A 20,587-nucleotide genomic window follows, 5' to 3' on the forward strand; every position below is an offset into this window, starting at 1 on the left:
TAGGTTGTAATTTTGATTGACTGAATCCGGCGCGGGACCTACACGTTTGCTGTGCCCCGCTCATCAAGTCATTGAATTTTGAAATATGAACTCAGTCATTAATTACGTTGAAATCGAGAACCGCATCGTCTCCGCAACATATCGAAACCTCATGATCGGCGCCAAGGTCGTGCTGGTCGACAAGGCCAGCGATCAGCCATTGCCCGATCCGATCACGACGATCACGTCACCGGCTCCCGCGGGCTCGCTCAGGATCAGGCTGCCGGCCACGGTCAAGGCGGGCGACTATTATCTGAAGGCGCTGAACGGGCACGGCGCCTCGATCGCGCTGAGCGTCGAGTTTTACGTCAGCTGACACCGATTATCTTTGGGGTTTCCGCTGGTTTCCGGGGTTTTCCCGCAGCGCCGGGCACTTGATAATTGTCAATTGCCGGGGTCGCCGCCCGTGGTGTAAAGCGGCGCATCGGTGCCTTGACTGTGGTGCCGTTCCACCGGAACTTGACTGATGACGCTGTGGTTTGTGTTCGCGCTGATGACGGTCGCGGCGATCTTCGCCGTGCTCTGGCCGTTAAGCCGTGGTGGCCGGCCGCCAAGCGAAGGCAGCGAGGCCGCCGTCTACAAGGACCAGCTCGGCGAGATCGACCGCGACCTCGCCTCTGGACTGATCGGTTCCTCCGAAGCTGAAGCCGCGCGCGTCGAGATCAGCCGCCGGCTGCTCGCCGCGAGGGACAGTCAGGACGGTCTGCCGATCGCATCGAGTACCAAATTGCGCCGATCCGCGGCCATCCTGGCCCTGGTTGGGCTCCCGATCATGGCGGTGGCGATCTACCTGCCGCTGGGATCGCCCCGGCTCGGCGATTTTCCGCTGGCCCAGCGCGCCCGCGCGCCCGATGCGGCGCAGCCGTTTGAAAATATGGTGGCGCAGGTCGAGGCGCATCTGGAGAAGAATCCGACCGATGGCCGGGGCTGGAACGTGCTGGCGCCGGTACTGGCGCGGCTCGGCCGCTTCGAGGAAGCGGTCCGCGCCTATCGCAATTCGATCACCTACAATGGCGACAGTTCCGAGCGCCGGTCCGACCTCGGCGAAGCGCTGGCCGCCGCGGCGGGCGGCGTGGTCACCGCGGAGGCGAAGGCCGAATTCGAACGCGCCGTCGCGCTGAACGCCGACGAGGTCAAGGCGAGCTACTTCCTCGGGCTGGCCGCCGAGCAGGACGGGCGCGGCAGCGAGGCCGCCTCGATCTGGCGCGCCATGCTGGCAAAGGCGCCAGCGGACGCGCCATGGCGTCCGCTGGTGCAGGCCGCCCTGGCGCGGGTCGGCGGGGCGCCGGTCCCATCGCCCGGAGCGCCGGCTCCGGCGCTGTCCAACGAGGCGATGGCGGCGGCAAAGGACATGAATGAGGCCGACCGCGGCGAAATGATCCGTGGCATGGTCGAGCGCCTCGCCACCCGACTGAAACAAAATGGCGACGATGTCGAAGGATGGCTGCGGCTGGTGCGGGCCTATATGGTGATGGGCGATCGCGACAAGGCGAGATCCGCGCTCGGCGATGCCCGTCAGGCGGTCGCCAATGACGCGGCGCGGCTGCGACAACTGAATGAGGGCCTGAAGAATCTCGGGCTCGACGGATAGCATGATGCCGAAAAGTGCGAAGCGGTTTTCGGATCACATCATGCGGACCAAGATGAGCATGATGCCGAAAAGTGCGAAGCGGTTTTCGGATCACATCATGCGCAGGATGAGAGGCCAGGCATGACGCGCAAGCAGCGGCGTTTGACGATGATCGGCGGCTCGCTCGCGGTGCTCGCCGTCGCGGCGGCCCTCGTGCTGAACGCGATGCGCGATTCGATCGTGTTCTTCTCGACGCCGACGATGCTGGCCGAAAAGCCGGTTGCCGCCGGCAAGCGTTTCCGGCTCGGCGGCCTGGTGCAGCCGGGATCGCTGGTCCGCGGCGACAATCTTGCGGTCACATTCCAGGTTGCCGACGGCAGCGCCGCGCTGCCGGTTTCCTTCAAGGGTATCCTGCCGGATTTGTTCCGCGAAGGGCAGGGCGTGGTCGCCGAAGGCGCCCTCGATGCGGCAGGCGTGTTCAAGGCCGATACCGTGCTGGCCAAGCATGACGAGACCTACATGCCCAAGGAAGTCGCGGATGCGCTGAAGAAGCAGGGACACTGGAAAGACGATTACGGCGCGAAGAAGCCGGATTACAGCGCCCAACCCGCTGCGGCGGCGCAGGGCGCATCGCCGGCGAAACAGGGAGTTTCGCCTGAGAAACAAGGGGTTTCGCCTGCGAAACAAGGAGTTTCGCAGTGATCGCGGAGTCAGGACATTACGCCCTTGTGCTGGCGCTGGCGCTGGCGCTGATTCAGTCCACCGTGCCGATCCTCGGCGCGCGCTGGCGCGATCCCGCGCTGATGAATGTCGCGCGCGCCACCGCGCTGGCGCAGCTGTTGTTCGTCGCGGCGTCGTTCGCGGCACTGGCCGCGTTGTACATCACGTCCGACTTCTCCGTCGTCAACGTGTACGAGAACTCGCATTCGAGCAAGCCGCTGCTCTACAAGATCACCGGCGTATGGGGCAATCATGAAGGCTCCATGCTGCTGTGGGTGTCGATCCTGGCGCTGTTCGGCGGCCTGGTCGCCGCCTTCGGCAACAACCTGCCGCTGTCGCTGCGCGCCTATGTGCTGGCGGTGCAGGGCTGGATCGCCAGCGCGTTCTATCTGTTCATCCTGATCACCTCGAACCCGTTCCTGCGCATCGCCAGCCCGCCGATCGAGGGCCGCGATCTCAACCCGGTGCTGCAGGACATCGGCCTCGCGGTGCATCCGCCGATGCTCTATCTCGGCTATGTCGGCTTCTCGATCTCGTTTGCATTCGCGGTCGCAGCACTGCTCGAAGGCCGCATCGACGCGGCCTGGGCGCGCTGGGTGCGGCCGTGGACGCTGGTGGCGTGGATCTTCCTCACGCTCGGCATCGCGATGGGCTCTTACTGGGCCTATTACGAGCTCGGCTGGGGCGGCTGGTGGTTCTGGGATCCGGTCGAGAACGCCTCATTGATGCCGTGGCTGGCCGGCACCGCGCTGCTGCATTCCGCCGTCGTGATGGAGAAGCGCAACGCGCTGAAGGTCTGGACCATCCTGCTGTCGATCCTGACCTTCTCGCTGTCGCTGCTCGGCACCTTCCTGGTGCGTTCCGGCGTGCTGACGTCGGTGCATGCGTTCGCGACCGATCCGACGCGGGGCGTGTTCATCCTGCTGATCCTGTGCATCTTCATCGGCGGGAGTCTGTCGCTCTATGCCTGGCGGGCGTCGGCGCTGAAGCAGGGCGGGCTGTTCGCGCCGATCTCGCGCGAAGGCGCGCTGGTGCTCAACAACCTGTTCCTCACCGCGGCGTGCGCAACCGTGTTCATCGGAACGTTGTATCCGCTGGCGCTGGAAGTCCTGACCGGCGACAAGATTTCGGTCGGCGCGCCGTTTTTCAACCTGACCTTCGGGCCGCTGTTCCTGCCCTTGATGATCGCGGTTCCGTTCGGGCCGCTGCTGGCGTGGAAGCGCGGCGATCTGCTGGGCGCGGCGCAGCGCCTGACCGCTGCCGGGATCGCGGCGCTGCTCGCGGTCGCCATGCTGTGGGCGTGGACGCGCGGCGGCAATGCCTTCGCGCCGCTCGCCATCGGGCTCGCCGTCTTTGTGATCGCGGGCGCGTTGACCGACCTCGTCGAGCGCACCGGCCTGTTCCGGGTGCCGTTCGCAACGGCCGCGCGGCGTGCGCGGGGATTGCCGCGCGCGACCTGGGGCGCGGCATTCGCCCATGCCGGCGTCGGCGTCGCCCTGATCGGGATCGTCTGCGAAACCACCTGGAACAGCGAGTATATCGGATCGATGCGGCCCGACGACGTCGCCAGGATCGCCGGCTATGAGCTGAAGCTCGACGGCGTGACGCAGCGGAAGGGACCGAATTTCAGCGAAATGCTGGCGCAGTTCACGGTGAGCCGCGATGGCCAGCGGCTCAGCGACATGACGCCGTCGAAGCGCAATTTTACCGCGCGAGGATCCTCGACCACCGAGGCCGCGTTGCTGACGAACGGCGCCAGCCAGCTCTATGTCTCGCTGGGCGAGACCACTGCCGACGGCGCGGTCGCGGTGCGCATCTATCACAAGCCGCTGGTGCTGCTGATCTGGTGGGGTCCCATCCTGATGGCGCTCGGCGGCGTGCTGTCGTTGTCGGACCGCAGGCTGCGGGTCGGGGCGCCGAAGCCCGCGAAGGCGCTGCGCGGCCTGCAGGCGGCGGAATAAGCGATATCAAGTGCCTTCAATGCTGTCCGCGCCGACGTTTCATATCCGCGACGACCTGCTTGCGTTTGGCGAACCTTGCCGGATCAGCCTCCTGCTCCGACACCGCAATTGTCGACAGCATATCAAACGGTACCCCGAGCGCTCGCGCGAATTTGCGGTGTAAGGCCAACGGCCCTTGGCGTTTGCCTGATTCGAGGTCGGACAGATAATTCTGCGTTATCTGAACTCCTTCGGCATTTGCTAACTCAGTTTGGGTCCAACCGCGGAATTGGCGCAAAACACGAATTGGATTCTCGCCGTTTGCTAGACGATCCACGACATCTTTCGGCAGCACCGGCGCGCCGTCTGCAACTTCTTTCCTTGCTCGTGCAACCAACCGTGCAGTACCTCTGTCTTCCTCAGCCTCCTGTTCGAAAGACTTGAGACGTTCATATTCCGCACGCGGGACAATGGCCACTTCACCGTCGGGAGTCGTCTTGAATTTTACCTTCATCAACTTCCTCTCAATCATAGATTTCACGCCGGTGCCCAACCCCTACGACAACAATGGATCCTGCTTCTTCGTAAAAAATAACACGCCAGTCGCCGACACGAAGCCTTGCACCAGCCTGGCCTTTCAGCTTCTTGACATCGCCGTGACCGGTCTTTGCAAAGGCTTCAAGCTTTTTCTTGATACGGTCTCGAACTTGCGGTGAAAGCTTGAGCCATTGGCGTGTCGCAATCGGTGTAAATCCAACCTGACCCATAAGTTGAAATATCGCATAATGCGATATCGATGTCCAGCTGAAAATTTGATGACGCCAATGGCGATGCGGAGTAGAAACTCCGGATGAGATTTACGCGCATTATTCTGCTGGCTTTGGTCTGCTTGGTCTTCCTCGCTTCAAAGGCGGCCCATGCCGTGCAGCCCGACGAGGTCATGTCCGATCCGGCCAGGGAATCCCGGGCACGGGAGCTGTCGCGCGAGCTGCGCTGCATGGTGTGCCAGAACCAGTCGATCGACGATTCCGACGCGCCGCTGGCGCGCGATCTGCGCCTGTTGGTGCGGGAGCGGATCGCGTCCGGCGACACCGACGCCCAGGTGATCGACTTCCTGGTGGCGCGCTATGGCGAATTCGTGCTGCTGAAACCAAGGTTCAACTCCCGCACGCTGCTGCTGTGGCTGTTGCCGCCGCTGGCGCTGGCCGGCGGCGGGCTGGCGCTATGGGCCAACATGCGGCGGCGCTCCGGATCCAACGCCCGGGAAGACGAATCCCTGCTCAAGCTGACGGCGGACGAGGAAGCCCGGATTGAGGCGCTGATGTCGGACGAGAGGCCGCCGGAGAAACCGGTCTAGGCATTGTTGCGGACCCTTCCTCTCTGATGCGAACGAATTGCAGTTTCGCCGCGCCGGCTCGGCCGGCCGTAACGTCAAACTTCATGCAATTTTGACCTTTGTCTGAATACTTCACGAGGCAAATCAAATACCTCTCCTGCCCCGGGCATGCCCATGTTCTCCAACAGCAATTTGACCATCCGCTTCCTGATCGGGGCCGTCGTGGCGGCCCTGTTGCTGTTGCTGGCCGTCGGCGGAGGCACGGGATTTGTCGCCGTCCTCTACCTCAACAATGAAATCACGAGTCTGTCCGCCGAGTTCGGTGCACTGAGCGGTCCGGGCCGCGAACATGCGCTGCAGATCTATCAGCAGGCCCAGGCGGCGTTTTCATACTTCCTGATGGCGTGCGTGGCCATTGCGGTGTTTGCCTCCGTCGTTTGCCTGGCGACCTACTTTGCAGTTCGGAACGGCATCATGGGACCGCTGGCCGCTATCGTGCACGCGATGCGGCAGGTCGCAGATCAGAAATACGAAACCCCGATCCCGGGACTGGGGCGCGCCAACGAAATCGGCCTGCTGGCAGGTGCACTCGAGGTCTTCAAGACGACGGGTATCGAGCGTCAGCGTCTGACGGAGCACGAGTTGCAGCAAGCCCAGCGCCAGGGCGAGCGTTCCCGTTATCTCGACGAGAAGATCGGGGCCTTCAACGGCCTCGTCGCCAATGTCGTCAGCAGCGTCGCTTCTTCCGCGGTCCGGCTGACGAGCAATGCGGAAACGCTGTCGCAGGCCGCCAACGAAACCAGCGCCAAGGCCAGCGCGGTTGCCAGCGCAGCGAGCCAGGCCAGCACCAGCGTACAGACCGTAGCCGGTTCGGCGGAGGAGATGACGACCTCCATCGGCACCATCAGCCAACGCGTTACCGACGCCACGCAGCGGGCGGAGGGGGCTGCGGCACAGGCCCGCAAGAGCGGCGATACCATTCATGCGTTGTCGGAGGCCGCCGAAAAGATCGGGGCTGTCGTGCAACTGGTCCAGGCGATCGCGTCCCAGACGAATCTGCTGGCGCTCAACGCCACGATCGAGGCGGCGCGGGCGGGCGAGGCCGGCAAGGGCTTCGCGGTGGTCGCTTCGGAGGTGAAGAATCTCGCCCACCAGACCAGCAAGGCGACCGACGAAATCTCCACCCAGGTCGCGAGCATTCAGGGCATCACGGGCGAGACGCGTGAAGCGATGGAAGACATCTCGAACACGATCGCCGAAATCAGTGCGATCATGTCCGGCATCGAAGTTGATACCGAGCAACAGCGAAACGCGACGCTGGAGATTTCGAGGAGCGTCAAGGACGCAGCCCGCGGCACGCTGGACGTCTCAAATCATATCGCGCAGATCACCTCGACGTCGTCCGAGACCGGGCGCATGGCAAGCGATGCGCGGGATTCGGCGGTCGATCTTTCGCAGCAAGCCGAAACCCTGAAGCGGGAAGTCGACGGCTTCATCCTGAGCGTCAGGGCGATCTGAAGGGTCGGACCGGCGCGGTCCGGTTGAAGGCTGGCCGCGGAACTCGCGTCGGCCCTGCGGCTAACCCCTTGCCTGTCCTGCGATATTCCGCCGCATCAATGTTTCGCTTTATTACAAAAGTTTAATTCCCCCGCCAGCGCGCGGTAAGGCTGAGATCCCCATCTTCAGATCCGTAAGGTGCTCGCCCCCGCACCGTCGAAACAGGCTCTGGAGATTTCCTACATGACCGAACGTCCCACCGATTTCTCGTCGCTTCCGTCGTATCGCGCGCCGCGCCGCCAGCTGTTTTCCGCCCGCAAGTTCGCGCTGATGGCCTCGGTCGTGGCCGGCCTCGGCGTCGCCGTTTACGGCTTCAGCCCTTCGCATGGCCCGGTCGACGTCTTCACCAGTTCCGCGCATGCCCAGGTCAGCACCGAAGTCCGCAAGGTCGAAAAGCCGATCGGCTTTGCCGACATCGTCGAACGCGTGAAGCCGTCGGTAATTTCGGTCAAGGTCAATATCGCCGGGAAGACCGCCTCCAAGGACGACAGCTCCGGCAACAACGAGGACTCGCCGTTCCAGCCGGGCTCGCCGATGGAGCGCTTCTTCAAGCGTTTCGGCGGACCCGATGGCTTGCCCCCGGGCCTGCGCGGCGGCGGCCCCCGTGGCGGCCGTGTCCCGGTGTCGGGTCAGGGTTCGGGCTTCTTCATCTCTCCGGATGGATTTGCCGTGACCAACAACCACGTGGTCGACGGCGCCGACAAGGTCGAAGTCACGATGGACGATGGCAAGACCTACACCGCCAAGGTGATCGGCACCGATCAGCGCACCGACCTCGCGCTGATCAAGGTCGACGGCCGCACCGACTTCCCGTTCGCCAAGCTTTCCGCCGGCAAGCCGCGGATCGGCGACTGGGTGCTGGCGGTCGGCAATCCCTTCGGTCTCGGCGGCTCGGTGACGGCCGGTATCGTTTCGGCCAGCGGCCGCGACATCGGCAGCGGTCCGTATGACGATTTCATCCAGATCGACGCGCCCGTGAACAAGGGCAATTCCGGTGGCCCGGCCTTCAACACCGATGGCGAAGTGATGGGCGTCAACACCGCGATCTATTCGCCGTCCGGCGGCAGCGTCGGCATCGCGTTCTCGATCCCGGCATCGACGGTCAGAAGCGTGGTTGCGCAGCTCCAGTCGAAGGGCTCGGTCAGCCGCGGCTGGATCGGCGTCCAGATCCAGCCGGTGACGGCTGATATCGCCGACAGCCTCGGCCTCAAGAAGGCGGAAGGCGCGCTGGTTGCGGAACCGCAGGCCAGCGGACCGGCGGCGAAGGCCGGCATCCAGTCCGGCGACGTCATCACGGCGGTCAATGGCGAGCCGGTCAAGGATGCCCGTGAGCTCGCCCGTACCATCGGCGCGCTGGCGCCCGGTGCCGCGGTGAAGCTGAACGTGCTGAGCAAGGGCCAGGACAAGGTCATCAACCTGACCCTCGGCCAGTTGCCGAACACGGTGGAAGCCAAGGTCGATACCGACAAGGACAAGGGTGGCGCGACCAAGGGCACCGACGAGCCGAGGCTCGGCCTCACGCTCGCGCCGGCCAACAGCGTTGCCGGCGCCGGCAAGGACGGCGTCGTGGTCACCGAGGTCGTTCCGAAGAGCGCGGCGGCAGAGCGTGGCTTCAAGGAAGGCGACGTGATTCTCGAGGTCGCCGGCAAGAGCGTTACCAATGCCGGAGACGTCCGCGAAGCCATCAATGCTGCGCGCTCCGACAACAAGAACAGCGTTTTGATGCGGGTCAAGACCGGTGGGTCGTCGCGCTTCGTCGCGGTGCCGCTGGCGAAAGGCTGAGACAGCAGGTGCCTTACGAGATGGAGAGTGTCGCAGGCATTAGTCGCCCCCGCCGACGGCTCTCTCCCGGGGGCGGGCCTTAAAATCCGCTCCCACCAGTTCCCTTGCGGCGGAATACGCCCCCCTCCGTCGCAAGGGTCAAAAGGGCGGTGAAGTCCCCCAGCTTCACCGCCCGCTTTTTCGCTCAACCGCGAGGCGACGGGTCGCCTTGCATGAGGATGCCGGCCGCGCCATGGTGACAGAGATCTCGACTTCCCTGACCGCACCCGATCGCCATATGCGCCTTTTGATCATCGAAGACGACCGCGAGTCCGCCGACTATCTGGTCAAGGCGTTTCGCGAAGTCGGCCACATCGCCGATCTCGCCGGCGACGGCGAGGAAGGCCTGTCACTGGCAGAGACCGGCGATTACGACGTGCTGGTGGTCGACCGCATGCTGCCGAAGCGTGACGGCCTGTCGGTGATCGGCAGCCTGCGCGAGAAGGGCAATCGCACGCCGGTGCTGATTCTCTCGGCGCTCGGGCAGGTCGATGACCGCATCAAGGGCCTGCGCGCCGGCGGCGACGACTATTTGCCGAAGCCCTATGCCTTCGCCGAGCTGCTGGCGCGGGTCGAGGTGCTGTCGCGCCGCCATGGCGGTCCGGCCGAGGAAACCACTTACCGCGTCGGCGATCTCGAACTCGACCGGCTGTCGCACCGGGTCGCGCGCGGCAAGGACGAACTGACGCTGCAGCCGCGCGAGTTCCGGCTCTTGGAATACCTGATGAAGCATGCCGGGCAGGTGGTGACGCGCACCATGCTGCTGGAAAACGTCTGGGATTATCATTTCGATCCGCAGACCAACGTCATCGACGTGCATATCTCGCGGCTGCGCTCCAAGATCGACAAGGGTTTCGAGCGGCCTCTGCTGCACACCATCCGCGGCGCGGGATACATGATCCGTGACGGCATTCGGTAAGCTGATCCGCACCACCGCGTTCCGGCTGACGCTGGTTTACCTGTTGCTGTTTGCGCTGTTTGCCGCGTCGCTGCTGGGCTATTTCGCCTGGAATACGCGCCGGCTGATCACCGAGCAGATCACCACGACCGTGAATGCGGAATTCAGCGAGATCACCGACATCTATACGAGGCGCGGGTTGCGCGGGCTGGTGTTCACGATCGAGAATCGGGCGCTGCGGCCGGGCGCCAATCTCTATCTCGTGACCACGCCGACGGGGCAGGCGATTGCCGGCAATGTCGGCTCGCTGGCGCCGGGCGTGATGGCCAGCCAGGGCTGGTCGGAGACCGCCTACCGGCGGCTCGACGAGCAGAGCAGCCGCGACCATCGCGCGCTGGTGCGCGTCAATGAACTCGAGAGCGGATTCCGGCTCCTGATCGGGCGCGACCTCGAGGAACGGCGGCGGCTGTTCGGCATCGTCGTCAAGGCCGCGAACTGGTCGCTGCTGGTCGTCGTGGTGCTCGGGCTCGGCGGCGGCATCTTCGTCGCGCGCCGGGTGCTGCGGCGGATCGACGCCATGACCGGCACCACCCAGCGCATCATGGCGGGCGATTTGACCGGGCGGCTGCCGGTCGGGCGCAGCGGCGACGAGCTCGACCGGCTGGCGGAAAATCTCAACGCCATGCTGGAGCGGATCGAAGCCCTGATGATGGGGCTGAAGGAAGTTTCCGACAACATCGCGCATGATCTGAAGACGCCGCTGACGCGGCTGCGCAATCGCGCCGAGGAGGCGCTGGCGAAATCCGGCAGCGAGGCCGATTACCGCAGCGCGCTGGAACGAACCATCGAGGAATCCGATGGCCTGATCCGCACCTTCAATGCGCTGCTGATGATCGCGCGCGCCGAGTCCGGGCAGGCGCGCGGCAACATGGATGATTTCGACGCCGCCGACGTCGCCAGGGGCATTCAGGAACTCTATGAACCGCTGGCGGAAGACAGCGGCATGACCCTGCGCGTCAAGACCGCGCCGGCACCGGTTCACGGCAACCGCGAATTGATCAGCCAGGCGCTGGCCAACCTGGTGGAGAATGCGATCAAATACGGCAAGCCGCTTCCGTCCATTCAACCGCTCGGCGACGGCGCGGTTGGCGGCGCCCATGAAATTCTGATCGAGGCGCGGCGCGACGGCCCCTCCGTTCTGCTCGGCGTCACCGACCATGGGCCGGGGATACCGGAAGCCGACCGCAGCCACGCGGTGGAGCGGTTTGTCCGGCTGGAGGCCAGCCGCACCCAGCCCGGCTCCGGTCTCGGCCTCAGCCTGGCCTCGGCGGTGGCGACGCTGCATGGCGGCGAACTCAGGCTCGGTGACAGCAATCCCGGCCTGACGGCGACACTGGCGATCCCGGCCCGGGCCGGAGCCAGCGACAGGCTTGCGGCTCAAACGCCGGATGTGCCACAGAAGGTGGCATGACCTCATCCGCGAAGGGCGACGCGGACCAACATCGTCTGGCCGCGCGGTTTGTGGACGGACCGCATGTGTCCGCTCCCGACAAGGCCGAAGCGCGACTGGCTGACTGGCTGACCGATCTGGCGCCGGCGCAGGCGGCTGCGATCGCGAAGCTGACCGGCCGGTTCCCGCGCGCCAAAACCATCCTTCTCGGCATTGCCGAAGCCTCCCCCTATTTGTTCGACCTGCTGCGGGCCGACGCCGCGCGCGCGATCCGGCTGCTCGAATGCGAGCCGGAGCCGCATCTGGCCCGGCTGGTCGAAAATACCTGCCGCGACGTCGCGGCCGCGTCCGCCGAGGCCGACGTGATGCAGTTGCTTCGCCGCATGAAATCGGAAGCGGCGCTCCTGATCGCACTGTGCGATATCGGCGGCCTCTGGCCCGTGATGCAGGTGACGGCGGCGCTGACCGATCTCGCGGTCGCTTCGGTGCAGGCGGCGCTGCGGTTTTTGCTGCGGCAGGAAGCCGGGCGCGGCAGGCTGACGCCGCCCAGTTTCGATTCCCCCGAGGACAACAGCGGCCTCGTGGTGCTCGCCATGGGCAAGATGGGCGCGGGCGAGCTGAATTATTCCAGCGACATCGACCTGATCGTGTTCTTCGATTCCGAAGCGCCGACGCTGGCGCCGGACATCGAGCCGCAGACGTTCTTCGTGCGCGTCACCCAGGCGCTTGCGCGAATCCTGCAGCAGCGCAATGGCGACGGCTACGTGTTCCGGGTCGATCTGCGGCTGCGGCCGGATCCATCCTCGACCCAGGTCGCGATCTCGATGGCTGCGGCGCTGCATTATTACGAGCGGGACGGGCGGACCTGGGAACGCGCCGCCATGATCAAGGCGCGGCCCTGCGCCGGCGACGCCAGGGCCGGCGAGGCGCTGGTGGCGGAAATCGCGCCCTTCGTCTGGCGCAAGCATCTGGATTTCGCCGCGCTGGCCGACGTCCATGACATGAAGCGGCAGATGCAGACCTTTCGCGGCCAGAGCGAGATCGCGGTCGAGGGGCACAACGTCAAGGTCGGGCGCGGCGGCATTCGCGAGATAGAGTTTTTCGCGCAGACCCAGCAACTGATCGCCGGCGGCCGGCATCCGGAATTGCGGGTGCGGCCCACGCTGGAGGCCCTGGCCGTGCTGGCCTCGAGCAACTGGATCACCTTTGAGGCCCGCGACGAGCTCACCGCCGCCTACATCTTCCTGCGGCGGGTCGAACACCGGCTGCAGATGGTCGCGGATGAGCAGACCCATGCCTTGCCCGACGACGCCGAGGCGATGGAGCGGTTCGCCGCCTTCTTCGGCTACGCCAGCCGCGCCGCCTTCGCCAGCGACCTGCTGGTGCATCTCAATGTCGTGCAGGGGCATTACGGCAAGCTGTTCGAGGGCGATCCGGCCGGCACCGCGCAATTGCCGGCGGCGGACTACAGCGCCGGTCCTGACGATCCCAGGCTGATCGAGCATCTGGTCTCGCTCGGCTTCAAGAAACCGGTCGTGGTGGCGGGAACCGTCCAGCAATGGCTGACCGGCGATTATCGCGCGCTGCGCATCGAGGCGACGCGCAACGCCTTCGTCGAGTTCATCCCGGGACTGATCGACGGCCTGGCGCATTCGGAAGAGCCCGACAATGCGGTGGCGGCGTTCGACCGCTTCCTCGGGGCATTGCAGCGCGGCGGGCGGCTGATCTCGCTGCTCAGCCAGAACCGCGAGCTGGTCGCGCTGGTGGCGCTGATCCTCGGCGCCGCTCCCCGGCTCGGCGACATGCTGGCGCGGCAGCCGCAGATCATGGACGGGTTGATCGATCCGCGCTTCTTCGGCGCGATGCCGGACCAGCGCGAACTGTCGATGCGGCTGGCGGCGACGCTGGAGGACGCCAATTCCTACGAAGAGTTTCTCGACCGGCTGCGGCTGTTCGGCCAGGAGAGCCTGTTCCTGATCGGCACGAGAATCCTGTCCGGCACGGTCTCCGCCCAGCAGGCCAGCGTCGCCTTCGCCGACGTCGCCGAGGGCATCGTCCACACCGTGCATGGCCTGGTCACCGACCGGTTCGCGGCCCAGCACGGCCGCATCAAGGGGCAGCAGACCGCGATCCTGGCGATGGGCCGGCTCGGCAGCCGCGAGATGACCGCGTCATCCGATCTCGATCTGATCCTGCTGTATGATTTCGATCACGAATACCCCGACTCCGACGGCGAGCGGTCGCTGCACGGCGCGCAATATTTTGCCCGCTTCACCCAGCGGCTGATCAGCGCCTTCACGACGCGGACCAATTACGGCGTGCTCTACGACGTCGACATGCGGCTGCGCCCTTCGGGCCGCGCCGGGCCGGTGGCCTCGCGGATCGACTCCTTCGCCGACTATCAGGAACGCGAAGCCTGGACCTGGGAGCACATGGCGCTGACCCGTGCGCGCGTGATCTCGGCGCCGCCGGAGCTTCGCGCCCGCATCGAGAGCATCATTCGCGCCGCGCTGACGCGGCCGCGCGACCGCGCCAGCGTCGCCGGCGACGTCGCGGACATGCGCCGCGCCATCGCTCTGGAGAAGGGCGAGAACGAGGTCTGGGATCTGAAATATGCCGCCGGCGGCATGGTCGATATCGACTTCATCGCGCAATATCTCCAGCTGGTTCACGCCGCCGACCGCCCCGAGATTCTCGACGTCTCCACGCTGCAAGTGCTCGACAGCGCGGCGCGGCTCGGCGTGCTGCCGCAACCGGCGGCGGAGACCTTGCGTTCGGCGACGCGGCTCTATCATGACCTCACCCAAATTCTGCGGCTCTGCGTCACCGAAAAATTCAAGCCGGAAACCGCGGGCGACGACCTCCTGCGCGTGCTGGCGCGGGCCGGCGATGCCCCCGACTTTTCCGCGCTGGAGGCGCGCGTCAAGGAAACCCAGACCGAGGTGAGGCGGGTGTTCGGGGATATTGTCGAAGGCCGGAGCTGAAGCGGCCAGGGAAGGCCCTCATCCTGAGGAGCATCGCCAATGGCGATGCGTCTCGAAGGATGGAAACAGGAAATGTGCCAGATGGTTCGAGACGTGCGCCGGGCAGCGCAGGCGCGCAGCCCGGACGCACTCCTCACCATGAGGGAGCGGGGCTGATTGCCTACGCCGCCACCGACATCTTCGTCCTGGCCTTGCGGGCGTCGCGCGGCAGCGAGACGCAGACCACGGTGCCGGTGCCGAGTTTCGAGCGCAGCTTCATCGAGCCGCCATGCAGGTTGGTCAGCGACCGCGCGATCGCCAGCCCCAGTCCGGAGCCGTGATAGGTCTTTGTCAGCTGGCTCTCGACCTGCTCGAACGGCCGGCCCAGCTTCTGCAGCGAGTGCGGCGCGATGCCGATGCCGGTGTCGGCGATCATCAGCACGATGGAATCGGCGAGCAGCCGGCTTCGCACCACCACCTTGCCGCCGTCGGGGGTGAACTTGACCGCATTGGACAGCAGGTTGACGATGATCTGCTTGACCGCGCGGCGATCGGCCACCACGGAAATGCTGCCGTCGATATCGGCGTCGAGCTTCAGGCGCTTGTCGTCGGCGCGCCCGGACACCACCCGCAGCGACTCCGCCAGCGTCTTCGACAAATCGAGCTGCTCCATGTCGAGCTTCATGCGGCCGGCCTCGATCTTCGACATGTCGAGGATGTCGTTGATGACGTCGAGCAGATAGTGCCCGCTGGTGAGAATGTCGTGGCAGTATTCCTGGTATTTTTCCGAGCCGAGCGTGCCGAACATGCCGCTTTCCATGATCTCGGAAAACCCGATGATGGCATTGAGCGGCGTGCGCAGCTCGTGGCTCATATTGGCCAGGAACTTCGACTTGGTCTGGTTGGCTTCCTCGGCGCGGTTCTTTTCGTCAGAGTATTTTTCGGCGAGATCGGCGAGTTCGACCTGTGACCGTTTCAGATCGATCACGGTGGCGCGCAGGCGAAGGTCGTTGTCGACCAGCTTCTGCTCGTGCTCCTTGATGCGGGTAATGTCGGTGCCGACCGAAACGTAGCCGCCATCCTTGGTGCGGCGCTCGCTGATGTGCAGCCAGTTGCCGTCATCCAGTTGCGCCTCGAAGGTGCGCGCGCCCGGCGCCAGGCTGGCGTTTTCGTGCAGCCGGGTGCGGACTTCCGGCATCGAGCCTACTTCGATCACGGTTTCATAGGACGTGCCCGGCGTCACGGCCGTATCGGGCAGCCGGTGCAGGCGCTGGAAGTGCGAATTGCAGAGTACCAGGCGGTCTTCCGCGTCCCACAGCACGAACGCTTCCGGGATGGTTTCGATCGCATCGCGCAGCCGCAGATCGGCCTCCACGGTTCGCTCGGCGAGGCTCTTCTGCTCGGTGATGTCGACGGCAATGCCGATCAAATGCAGGCCGGCATCGCCCTGACTCGGGCCCTGGCCCTGGCTGAGCTCGCAGCGCACCCGCAGCCAGATCCAGTGGCCGTTGGCGTGCTGCATCCGGAAGCTCTGGTCGATGTGGTCGATCTTGCCGGAGATCAGCTGGTCGCCGATGGCGAACAGGTCGATGTCGTCGGATTTCACCAGCGCGTTGACCTCGCCGAAGGTCAGAAGATCATTGCGGGTGTCGAGTCCCAGCATGGTGAACATCGATTGCGACCAGAAAATCCGGCCGCGCGACAGGTCCCAGTCCCACAATCCGCAGCGCCCGCGATTGAGCGCGGTATCGATCCGGCCGCGCACCGCGTCATTGATCAGATCGCCCTCGCGCGCGCGGGTCGACTGCCAGTGGAATGCAAAGCCGAGGATCAGCACCACGAAGCCGGTGGTGGCGGAAAGCGTCACCGACAGTGCTGCGTCCGATCGCCAGATCGAATCGACCTTCTCCTGGATGATGATGACCTGGCCGGGCAGCGATTTGACCACACGCTGGATCGCCAGCGCGCCGTTGCCGTTCGGCAGCACGATGTCGGAGACGTTGCCTTGCTGCGACGTTCCGCTCAGCGCCAGCGCGGCGCTGATGGCCTCGAGAATGCCGGCGGTATCGCCGAGCACGGTTTCGATCGGGACGCGGGCGAGAACCCGCTGGTCGGCGCCGGTAACGATGACGTGGCGGCCGGCGGCGACGCCCCACGACGGAATGAGGCCGGGCAGCAGGCTCTGTAGTCGCTCGATGGTCGCGGCCCGATCCTGCCGGACCGAGGTGATGCGATCGAGGCGCTCGGTGAGCAGATCGGCGACCGCCGCCAGCTCGCGCTTGAGTGTCCCGCGCTTTTGCCGGTTCTGATCGACGACCTGGACGAATGCGCCGAGGCAGATCGTGATCAGGAAGGCAATGATCAGGGTGGGCACCGCCCGGCGGAGCGCAGGCTCCGCGACCAACAGCCGATGGTAGGCCGGTTTCGCGATCGATTGCGCCAATCCCTTGATCGAATCGGATTGGACGCACGCGCTCGCCGCGTGTGCGCGCGCCATACCTAGACCCCCTCGGAGAACTTTTCTGCACCGATTCGGAGATGGCCCCAGTCACTTCCGAATCACAGGGATTTGAATCCAGTTTGGCCGGGCTGTCGAGAGTCAACGATTCGTTAATTGAAATAAATGTTGTCCAACGGCGAATCGAGACTCCATTTTGCCCGCAATTCTACCGGGCCGGTGAGTCCGAAAGGAGAACGCGCGGCCGTGCCGGAATTTCACCGCGCGTGCGGCGGCTCGGCATGGCTGATGACGCGCTTCACGGTGGGGAAGGCGCGGCGCAACGCGCGCTCGATCTCGTCGACGTTCTGATGAACCTTGATCACGCTCATCGAGGGCGCGGCGCGGCAGTGGAAGTTGACGATCTCGCCGGCATCGGTGTTGCGGACCCGCACATTGTGCACGTCGTGGATGGCGCCGTCGGCGGCAAAGCGCGACAGCGCCGCCTTGATGGTTTCGACGCGGTCCGGCGCTGCATCGGTTCCCAGCGGCAGTTCCGGTTCCAGCGGCTCGATGTGGGTGTCGACCTCGACGTCCTCGCCGAACTCGTCGCGGATATTGCGCTCCAGTCCATGGGCGATGTCGTGGGCCGCGGTCAGCGGCATATCGCCGTCGACTTCGAGGTCGATGCTGACGGTCAGCCTGCCGCCGAGATCGTGCACGGTGACATGGTGGATGGCGAGGCCCGAATTGCGCGCGATCACCATGATACGCTCGCGCACGCTCTCGTTGTTGCGCGCCACCGGGACCGCGGTGAAGGTCAGGTCGGAGTCACCAAGCGCCCTGGTGACCGCCTGCTGCGCCATCCGCTTGATCTGTTCGACGCGGTCGATCGGATAGGTGCGGGGAACCTGCACGATGGCATCGATGAAGTGCGTCGAGCCGACCATCCGCACCCTCACGCGTTCGATGTCGACCACGCCGGGAACCGTCCTGATCGCGGCGTCGGCCTTCTCCGATACGCCCTCGGGCGCGCGGTCGAGCAGGGTCTCCACGGTGGAACGCGTCATTCTCACGCCGAGCAGGCCGATGATCAGGGCAACCGCGATGGCGGCCGCCGCGTCGCCCCACCAGAAGCCGAGGCCGGCCAGGATGAGGCCGGCGATGACGGCAAAGGAACCGAACATGTCGGAGGCGAAATGCAGCGCATCGGCCGCGAGCGCCTGGCTGCGCGTTTCGCGCGCGGTACGGTGCAGCGCCCGGGCACGCCAGAAGTTCACGGCGATCTCGACCACGAGCACGATGAAGGGGATTGCCGAGATGGTCGGCGGCGGCGCGCCCTCGCGCAGGCGGCTCCAGGCTTCGACCAGAATGCCCCCCGCCAGCACATAGAGCAGGGCGGTGATGCCAAGCGCCGAAAGGCTCTCGAACTTGCCATGGCCGTAGTGGTGCTCGGCGTCCGCCGGCTGGTCCGAAACCCGCACCACCGCCCAGGTGATGATGGTGGCCACCATGTCGATCACGCTGTGCAACGCGTCGGAGATCAGCGCCAGCGAGCCGATGGTGATGCCGACGGCGAGTTTCGCGGCGGCCATGGCGGCGCTGGCGAAGATCGAAATCGCCGCGACGCGGGCTTTGACGTTGTGAACGGGATGGGCCATGCGCTGTCGTGTAGCAGCCCGGCATGCAGGTTAAAAGCGCCGATCGGCTCGTGTAGTCGCCATTCACTCGCAGCAAGGATTATTGCGAATTATTCTGATTCTAGAAGCGGCGCGTAGGGTGGGCAAAGCGGCTCGCCGTAGCTCAACGAGCGAAGGCGAAAAGCGTGCCCACCATCTCGATCAAGACAAGGATGGTGGGCACGGCGCGAAGAGTGCGCCTTTGCCCACCCTACGAGATCTACAACGTCACCACGATCTTGCCGAGGTGCCTGTTGGCTTCCATGTGTTCGAACGCCTTGCCGATATCGTCGAAGGCGAACACCTTGTCGATCGGAAGTTGCAGTTTTCGCGACTCCACGGCGTCCCAGATATCCCTGCGGACCTCGGCAAATATCTCGCGGATTTCCTCGATCGAGCGGGTGCGGAAGGTGACGCCGATGTAATGGATCCGGCGCGCAGCGTGCAGATCGAAATTGAAGTCGCCGTGGGTGCCGCCGAGCCGGCCGACATTGACGATGCGGCCCTTGACCTTGGTGGCTTTGAGATTCTGGTTGGCAACCGGGCCCGAAATCTGGTCGACGATCAGGTCGACGCCTTCGCCATCCGTCGCCTTCAACACCTGGTCGACCCAGCCGGGATCACTGGAATCCACCGCAAGGTCGGCGCCGAACTCCTTCAGGCGTCCGCGCCGCGTCGCGTCGGTCGAGGAGCCGATCACGGTTTTGGCGCCCTTGAGTCTTGCAATCTGCAGCGCCATCAGGCCGACGCCGGAACTGGCGCCCTGGATCAGCACGGACTGGCCGGCCTGCAGCGCGCCATTGGTGACGACCGCATTGTGCATGGTGGCAAGCGCGACGGGCAGGGTGGCCGCGTCCTCGAAACTCATATTGGCGTTGGCGGGAATGTGAAACAGCCGGCCGTGATCGGCCAGGGTGTATTCCGCGAAAGCAGCCCCGCCGGAGCCCATCACCCGGTCGCCGACCACGACGCCCTTGGCGTCGGGGCCGAGTTCGGCGACTTCGCCGGCCCATTCCATCCCGAGCACGGTGCCGGCTCCGCCGGCACTGCCATGCACATGGCCCTTGGTCATGCCGAGGTCGGCGCGGTTGAGGCCGCAGGCGCGCACGCGAACCAGCACCTGGTGAGCTTTCGGCGCCGGTTTCGCCACGTCGGTGATTTCAGCGCCATTGGCGCCGTACACATAGGCCTTCATGGGATTACTCTCTTTTCTGCTCCCTCTCCCGTTTGTGAGGGAGGGTCGCGGTCGCGCCGAGAACAAGACTGTCGTCGCCCGGCTCGACCGGGCGATCCAGTACGCCGCGGCTTCTCAGTTGAACACGACTGTCTCTGGAATACTGGGTCGCCCGGTCGAGCCGGGCGATGACAGCGGTGTTTGTGTCATTCATCGAGACCCGTACCAATTGGCAAGCAGGAAGGATAAGCGAGAAGCAAGCGGCACCCTATTCGGCGGCCTGGCGATGGCTGCCGGACATCATGCCTGCGAGCCGGCCCTGGATGATGGCTTCGGCGTCGTGCATGATGCGCCCCACCAGTTCGGCGCAGGTCGGGATGTCGTGGATCAATCCCTGCACCTGTCCGGCCGACCAGATACCTTCGTCGGCATCGCCGGTCGCATAGACCATTTTGCCCCGCGCGCCGGCGACGAGTTCGCGGACATCCTCGAACTTGGCGCCGGCCTTCTCCATCTCGACCACCTTGGTGCTGATGGCGTTTTTGGCGACGCGCGAGGTGTTGCGCATGGTGCGGAAGATCAGTTCGGTCTCCCGCTCGTCATTGGCGACGATCCTTTCCTTCACCAGTTGATGGATCGGGCTCTCCTTGGTGCACATGAATCGTGTGCCCATGTTGATGCCCTCGGCGCCGAGCGCGAGGGCTGCGACCAGGCCGCGGCCGTCGGCGAAGCCGCCCGAGGCGATCATCGGAATCTTCACCTTGTCGGCGGCCGCCGGGATCAGGATCAGGCCGGGGGTGTCGTCCTCGCCGGGATGGCCGGCGCATTCAAACCCGTCGATCGAGATGGCGTCGACGCCCATCCGCTCCGCCGACAGCGCGTGGCGGACGCTGGTGCATTTGTGCAGCACGATGACGCCGTGCTTCTTGAATTCGGTGACGTGTTCCTGCGGCTTGTTGCCGGCGGTCTCGACGATCCTGATGCCGCTTTCGATGATGGCCTG

At 65.0% G+C, this 20,587-nt stretch carries 16 protein-coding genes; 10 read left to right on the forward strand and 6 right to left on the reverse strand.

From position 1 onward, the window contains the following. The first annotated feature begins 85 nt into the window (after positions 1-85). From Q7U29_RS00420 to Q7U29_RS00435, 4 genes are all read left to right on the forward strand, one after another. Positions 86-355, forward strand: coding sequence for a hypothetical protein (locus Q7U29_RS00420; protein ID WP_304737286.1), 270 nt, complete (start codon positions 86-88; stop codon positions 353-355). Between the two features lie 150 nt (positions 356-505). Next, on the forward strand, positions 506-1,630 hold the full coding sequence (gene ccmI, locus Q7U29_RS00425) for a c-type cytochrome biogenesis protein CcmI (protein ID WP_304737287.1): 1,125 nt from the start codon (positions 506-508) through the stop codon (positions 1,628-1,630). A gap of 120 nt (positions 1,631-1,750) precedes the next feature. After that, positions 1,751-2,311, forward strand: a complete 561-nt coding sequence (gene ccmE, locus Q7U29_RS00430; RefSeq protein WP_304737288.1) for a cytochrome c maturation protein CcmE — start codon at positions 1,751-1,753, stop codon at positions 2,309-2,311. After that, positions 2,308-4,290, forward strand: coding sequence for a heme lyase CcmF/NrfE family subunit (locus Q7U29_RS00435; protein ID WP_304737290.1), 1,983 nt, complete (start codon positions 2,308-2,310; stop codon positions 4,288-4,290). Before ccmE ends, Q7U29_RS00435 begins: the two co-directional genes overlap by 4 nt. A gap of 16 nt (positions 4,291-4,306) precedes the next feature. Here the strand turns inward: Q7U29_RS00435 and Q7U29_RS00440 are convergent, their stop codons facing one another. Continuing rightward, positions 4,307-4,783, reverse strand: a complete 477-nt coding sequence (locus Q7U29_RS00440; protein WP_304737292.1) for a helix-turn-helix transcriptional regulator — start codon at positions 4,781-4,783, stop codon at positions 4,307-4,309. A 10-nt stretch (positions 4,784-4,793) separates the two neighbouring features. Further along, the gene (locus Q7U29_RS00445; protein ID WP_304737293.1) at positions 4,794-5,036 is read right to left on the reverse strand and encodes a type II toxin-antitoxin system RelE/ParE family toxin; all 243 of its coding nucleotides are present in this window, start codon (positions 5,034-5,036) and stop codon (positions 4,794-4,796) included. Between the two features lie 83 nt (positions 5,037-5,119). On the opposite strand from Q7U29_RS00445, the gene Q7U29_RS00450 reads away from it, so the two are divergent. The 6 genes from Q7U29_RS00450 to Q7U29_RS00475 all read left to right on the forward strand — a co-directional run bounded on the left by Q7U29_RS00450 (position 5,120) and on the right by Q7U29_RS00475 (position 14,315). Then, entirely contained in the window at positions 5,120-5,626 is a 507-nt protein-coding gene (locus Q7U29_RS00450; RefSeq protein WP_304737295.1) for a cytochrome c-type biogenesis protein, read from the forward strand. 153 nt (positions 5,627-5,779) lie between these two features. After that, the gene (locus Q7U29_RS00455; RefSeq protein WP_304737296.1) at positions 5,780-7,123 is read left to right on the forward strand and encodes a methyl-accepting chemotaxis protein; all 1,344 of its coding nucleotides are present in this window, start codon (positions 5,780-5,782) and stop codon (positions 7,121-7,123) included. Between the two features lie 222 nt (positions 7,124-7,345). Then, a complete protein-coding gene (locus Q7U29_RS00460) occupies positions 7,346-8,944 on the forward strand; it encodes a Do family serine endopeptidase (protein ID WP_304737298.1) in 1,599 nt (532 codons plus the stop codon). A 277-nt stretch (positions 8,945-9,221) separates the two neighbouring features. Beyond that, complete coding sequence (locus tag Q7U29_RS00465; RefSeq protein ID WP_304737309.1) at positions 9,222-9,902, forward strand: response regulator transcription factor; 681 nt, start codon at positions 9,222-9,224, stop codon at positions 9,900-9,902. Beyond that, positions 9,886-11,352 (forward strand): HAMP domain-containing sensor histidine kinase, encoded by a 1,467-nt coding sequence (locus Q7U29_RS00470; protein WP_304737299.1) that lies wholly within the window; start codon positions 9,886-9,888, stop codon positions 11,350-11,352. The genes Q7U29_RS00465 and Q7U29_RS00470 overlap by 17 nt, the downstream gene beginning before the upstream one ends. Beyond that, a complete protein-coding gene (locus Q7U29_RS00475; protein WP_304737300.1) occupies positions 11,349-14,315 on the forward strand; it encodes a bifunctional [glutamine synthetase] adenylyltransferase/[glutamine synthetase]-adenylyl-L-tyrosine phosphorylase in 2,967 nt (988 codons plus the stop codon). Before Q7U29_RS00470 ends, Q7U29_RS00475 begins: the two co-directional genes overlap by 4 nt. A 160-nt stretch (positions 14,316-14,475) precedes the next feature. On the opposite strand, the gene Q7U29_RS00480 is transcribed toward Q7U29_RS00475, so the two are convergent. The 4 genes from Q7U29_RS00480 to Q7U29_RS00495 all read right to left on the reverse strand — a co-directional run. Then, entirely contained in the window at positions 14,476-16,791 is a 2,316-nt protein-coding gene (locus Q7U29_RS00480; protein ID WP_304737301.1) for a PAS domain-containing sensor histidine kinase, read from the reverse strand. A 218-nt stretch (positions 16,792-17,009) separates the two neighbouring features. Then, positions 17,010-18,392, reverse strand: a complete 1,383-nt coding sequence (locus Q7U29_RS00485) for a cation diffusion facilitator family transporter (protein WP_304737303.1) — start codon at positions 18,390-18,392, stop codon at positions 17,010-17,012. 238 nt (positions 18,393-18,630) lie between these two features. Beyond that, entirely contained in the window at positions 18,631-19,605 is a 975-nt protein-coding gene (locus Q7U29_RS00490) for a zinc-binding dehydrogenase (RefSeq protein ID WP_304737304.1), read from the reverse strand. A 247-nt stretch (positions 19,606-19,852) separates the two neighbouring features. Beyond that, positions 19,853-20,587: nitronate monooxygenase family protein (locus Q7U29_RS00495; RefSeq protein WP_304737305.1), on the reverse strand; the 735-nt coding region annotated here is incomplete at its 5' end.

The sequence above is a fragment of the Bradyrhizobium sp. genome, from assembly GCF_030654605.1.
In the GTDB taxonomy this organism is placed as follows: Bacteria; Pseudomonadota; Alphaproteobacteria; order Rhizobiales; family Xanthobacteraceae; genus Bradyrhizobium.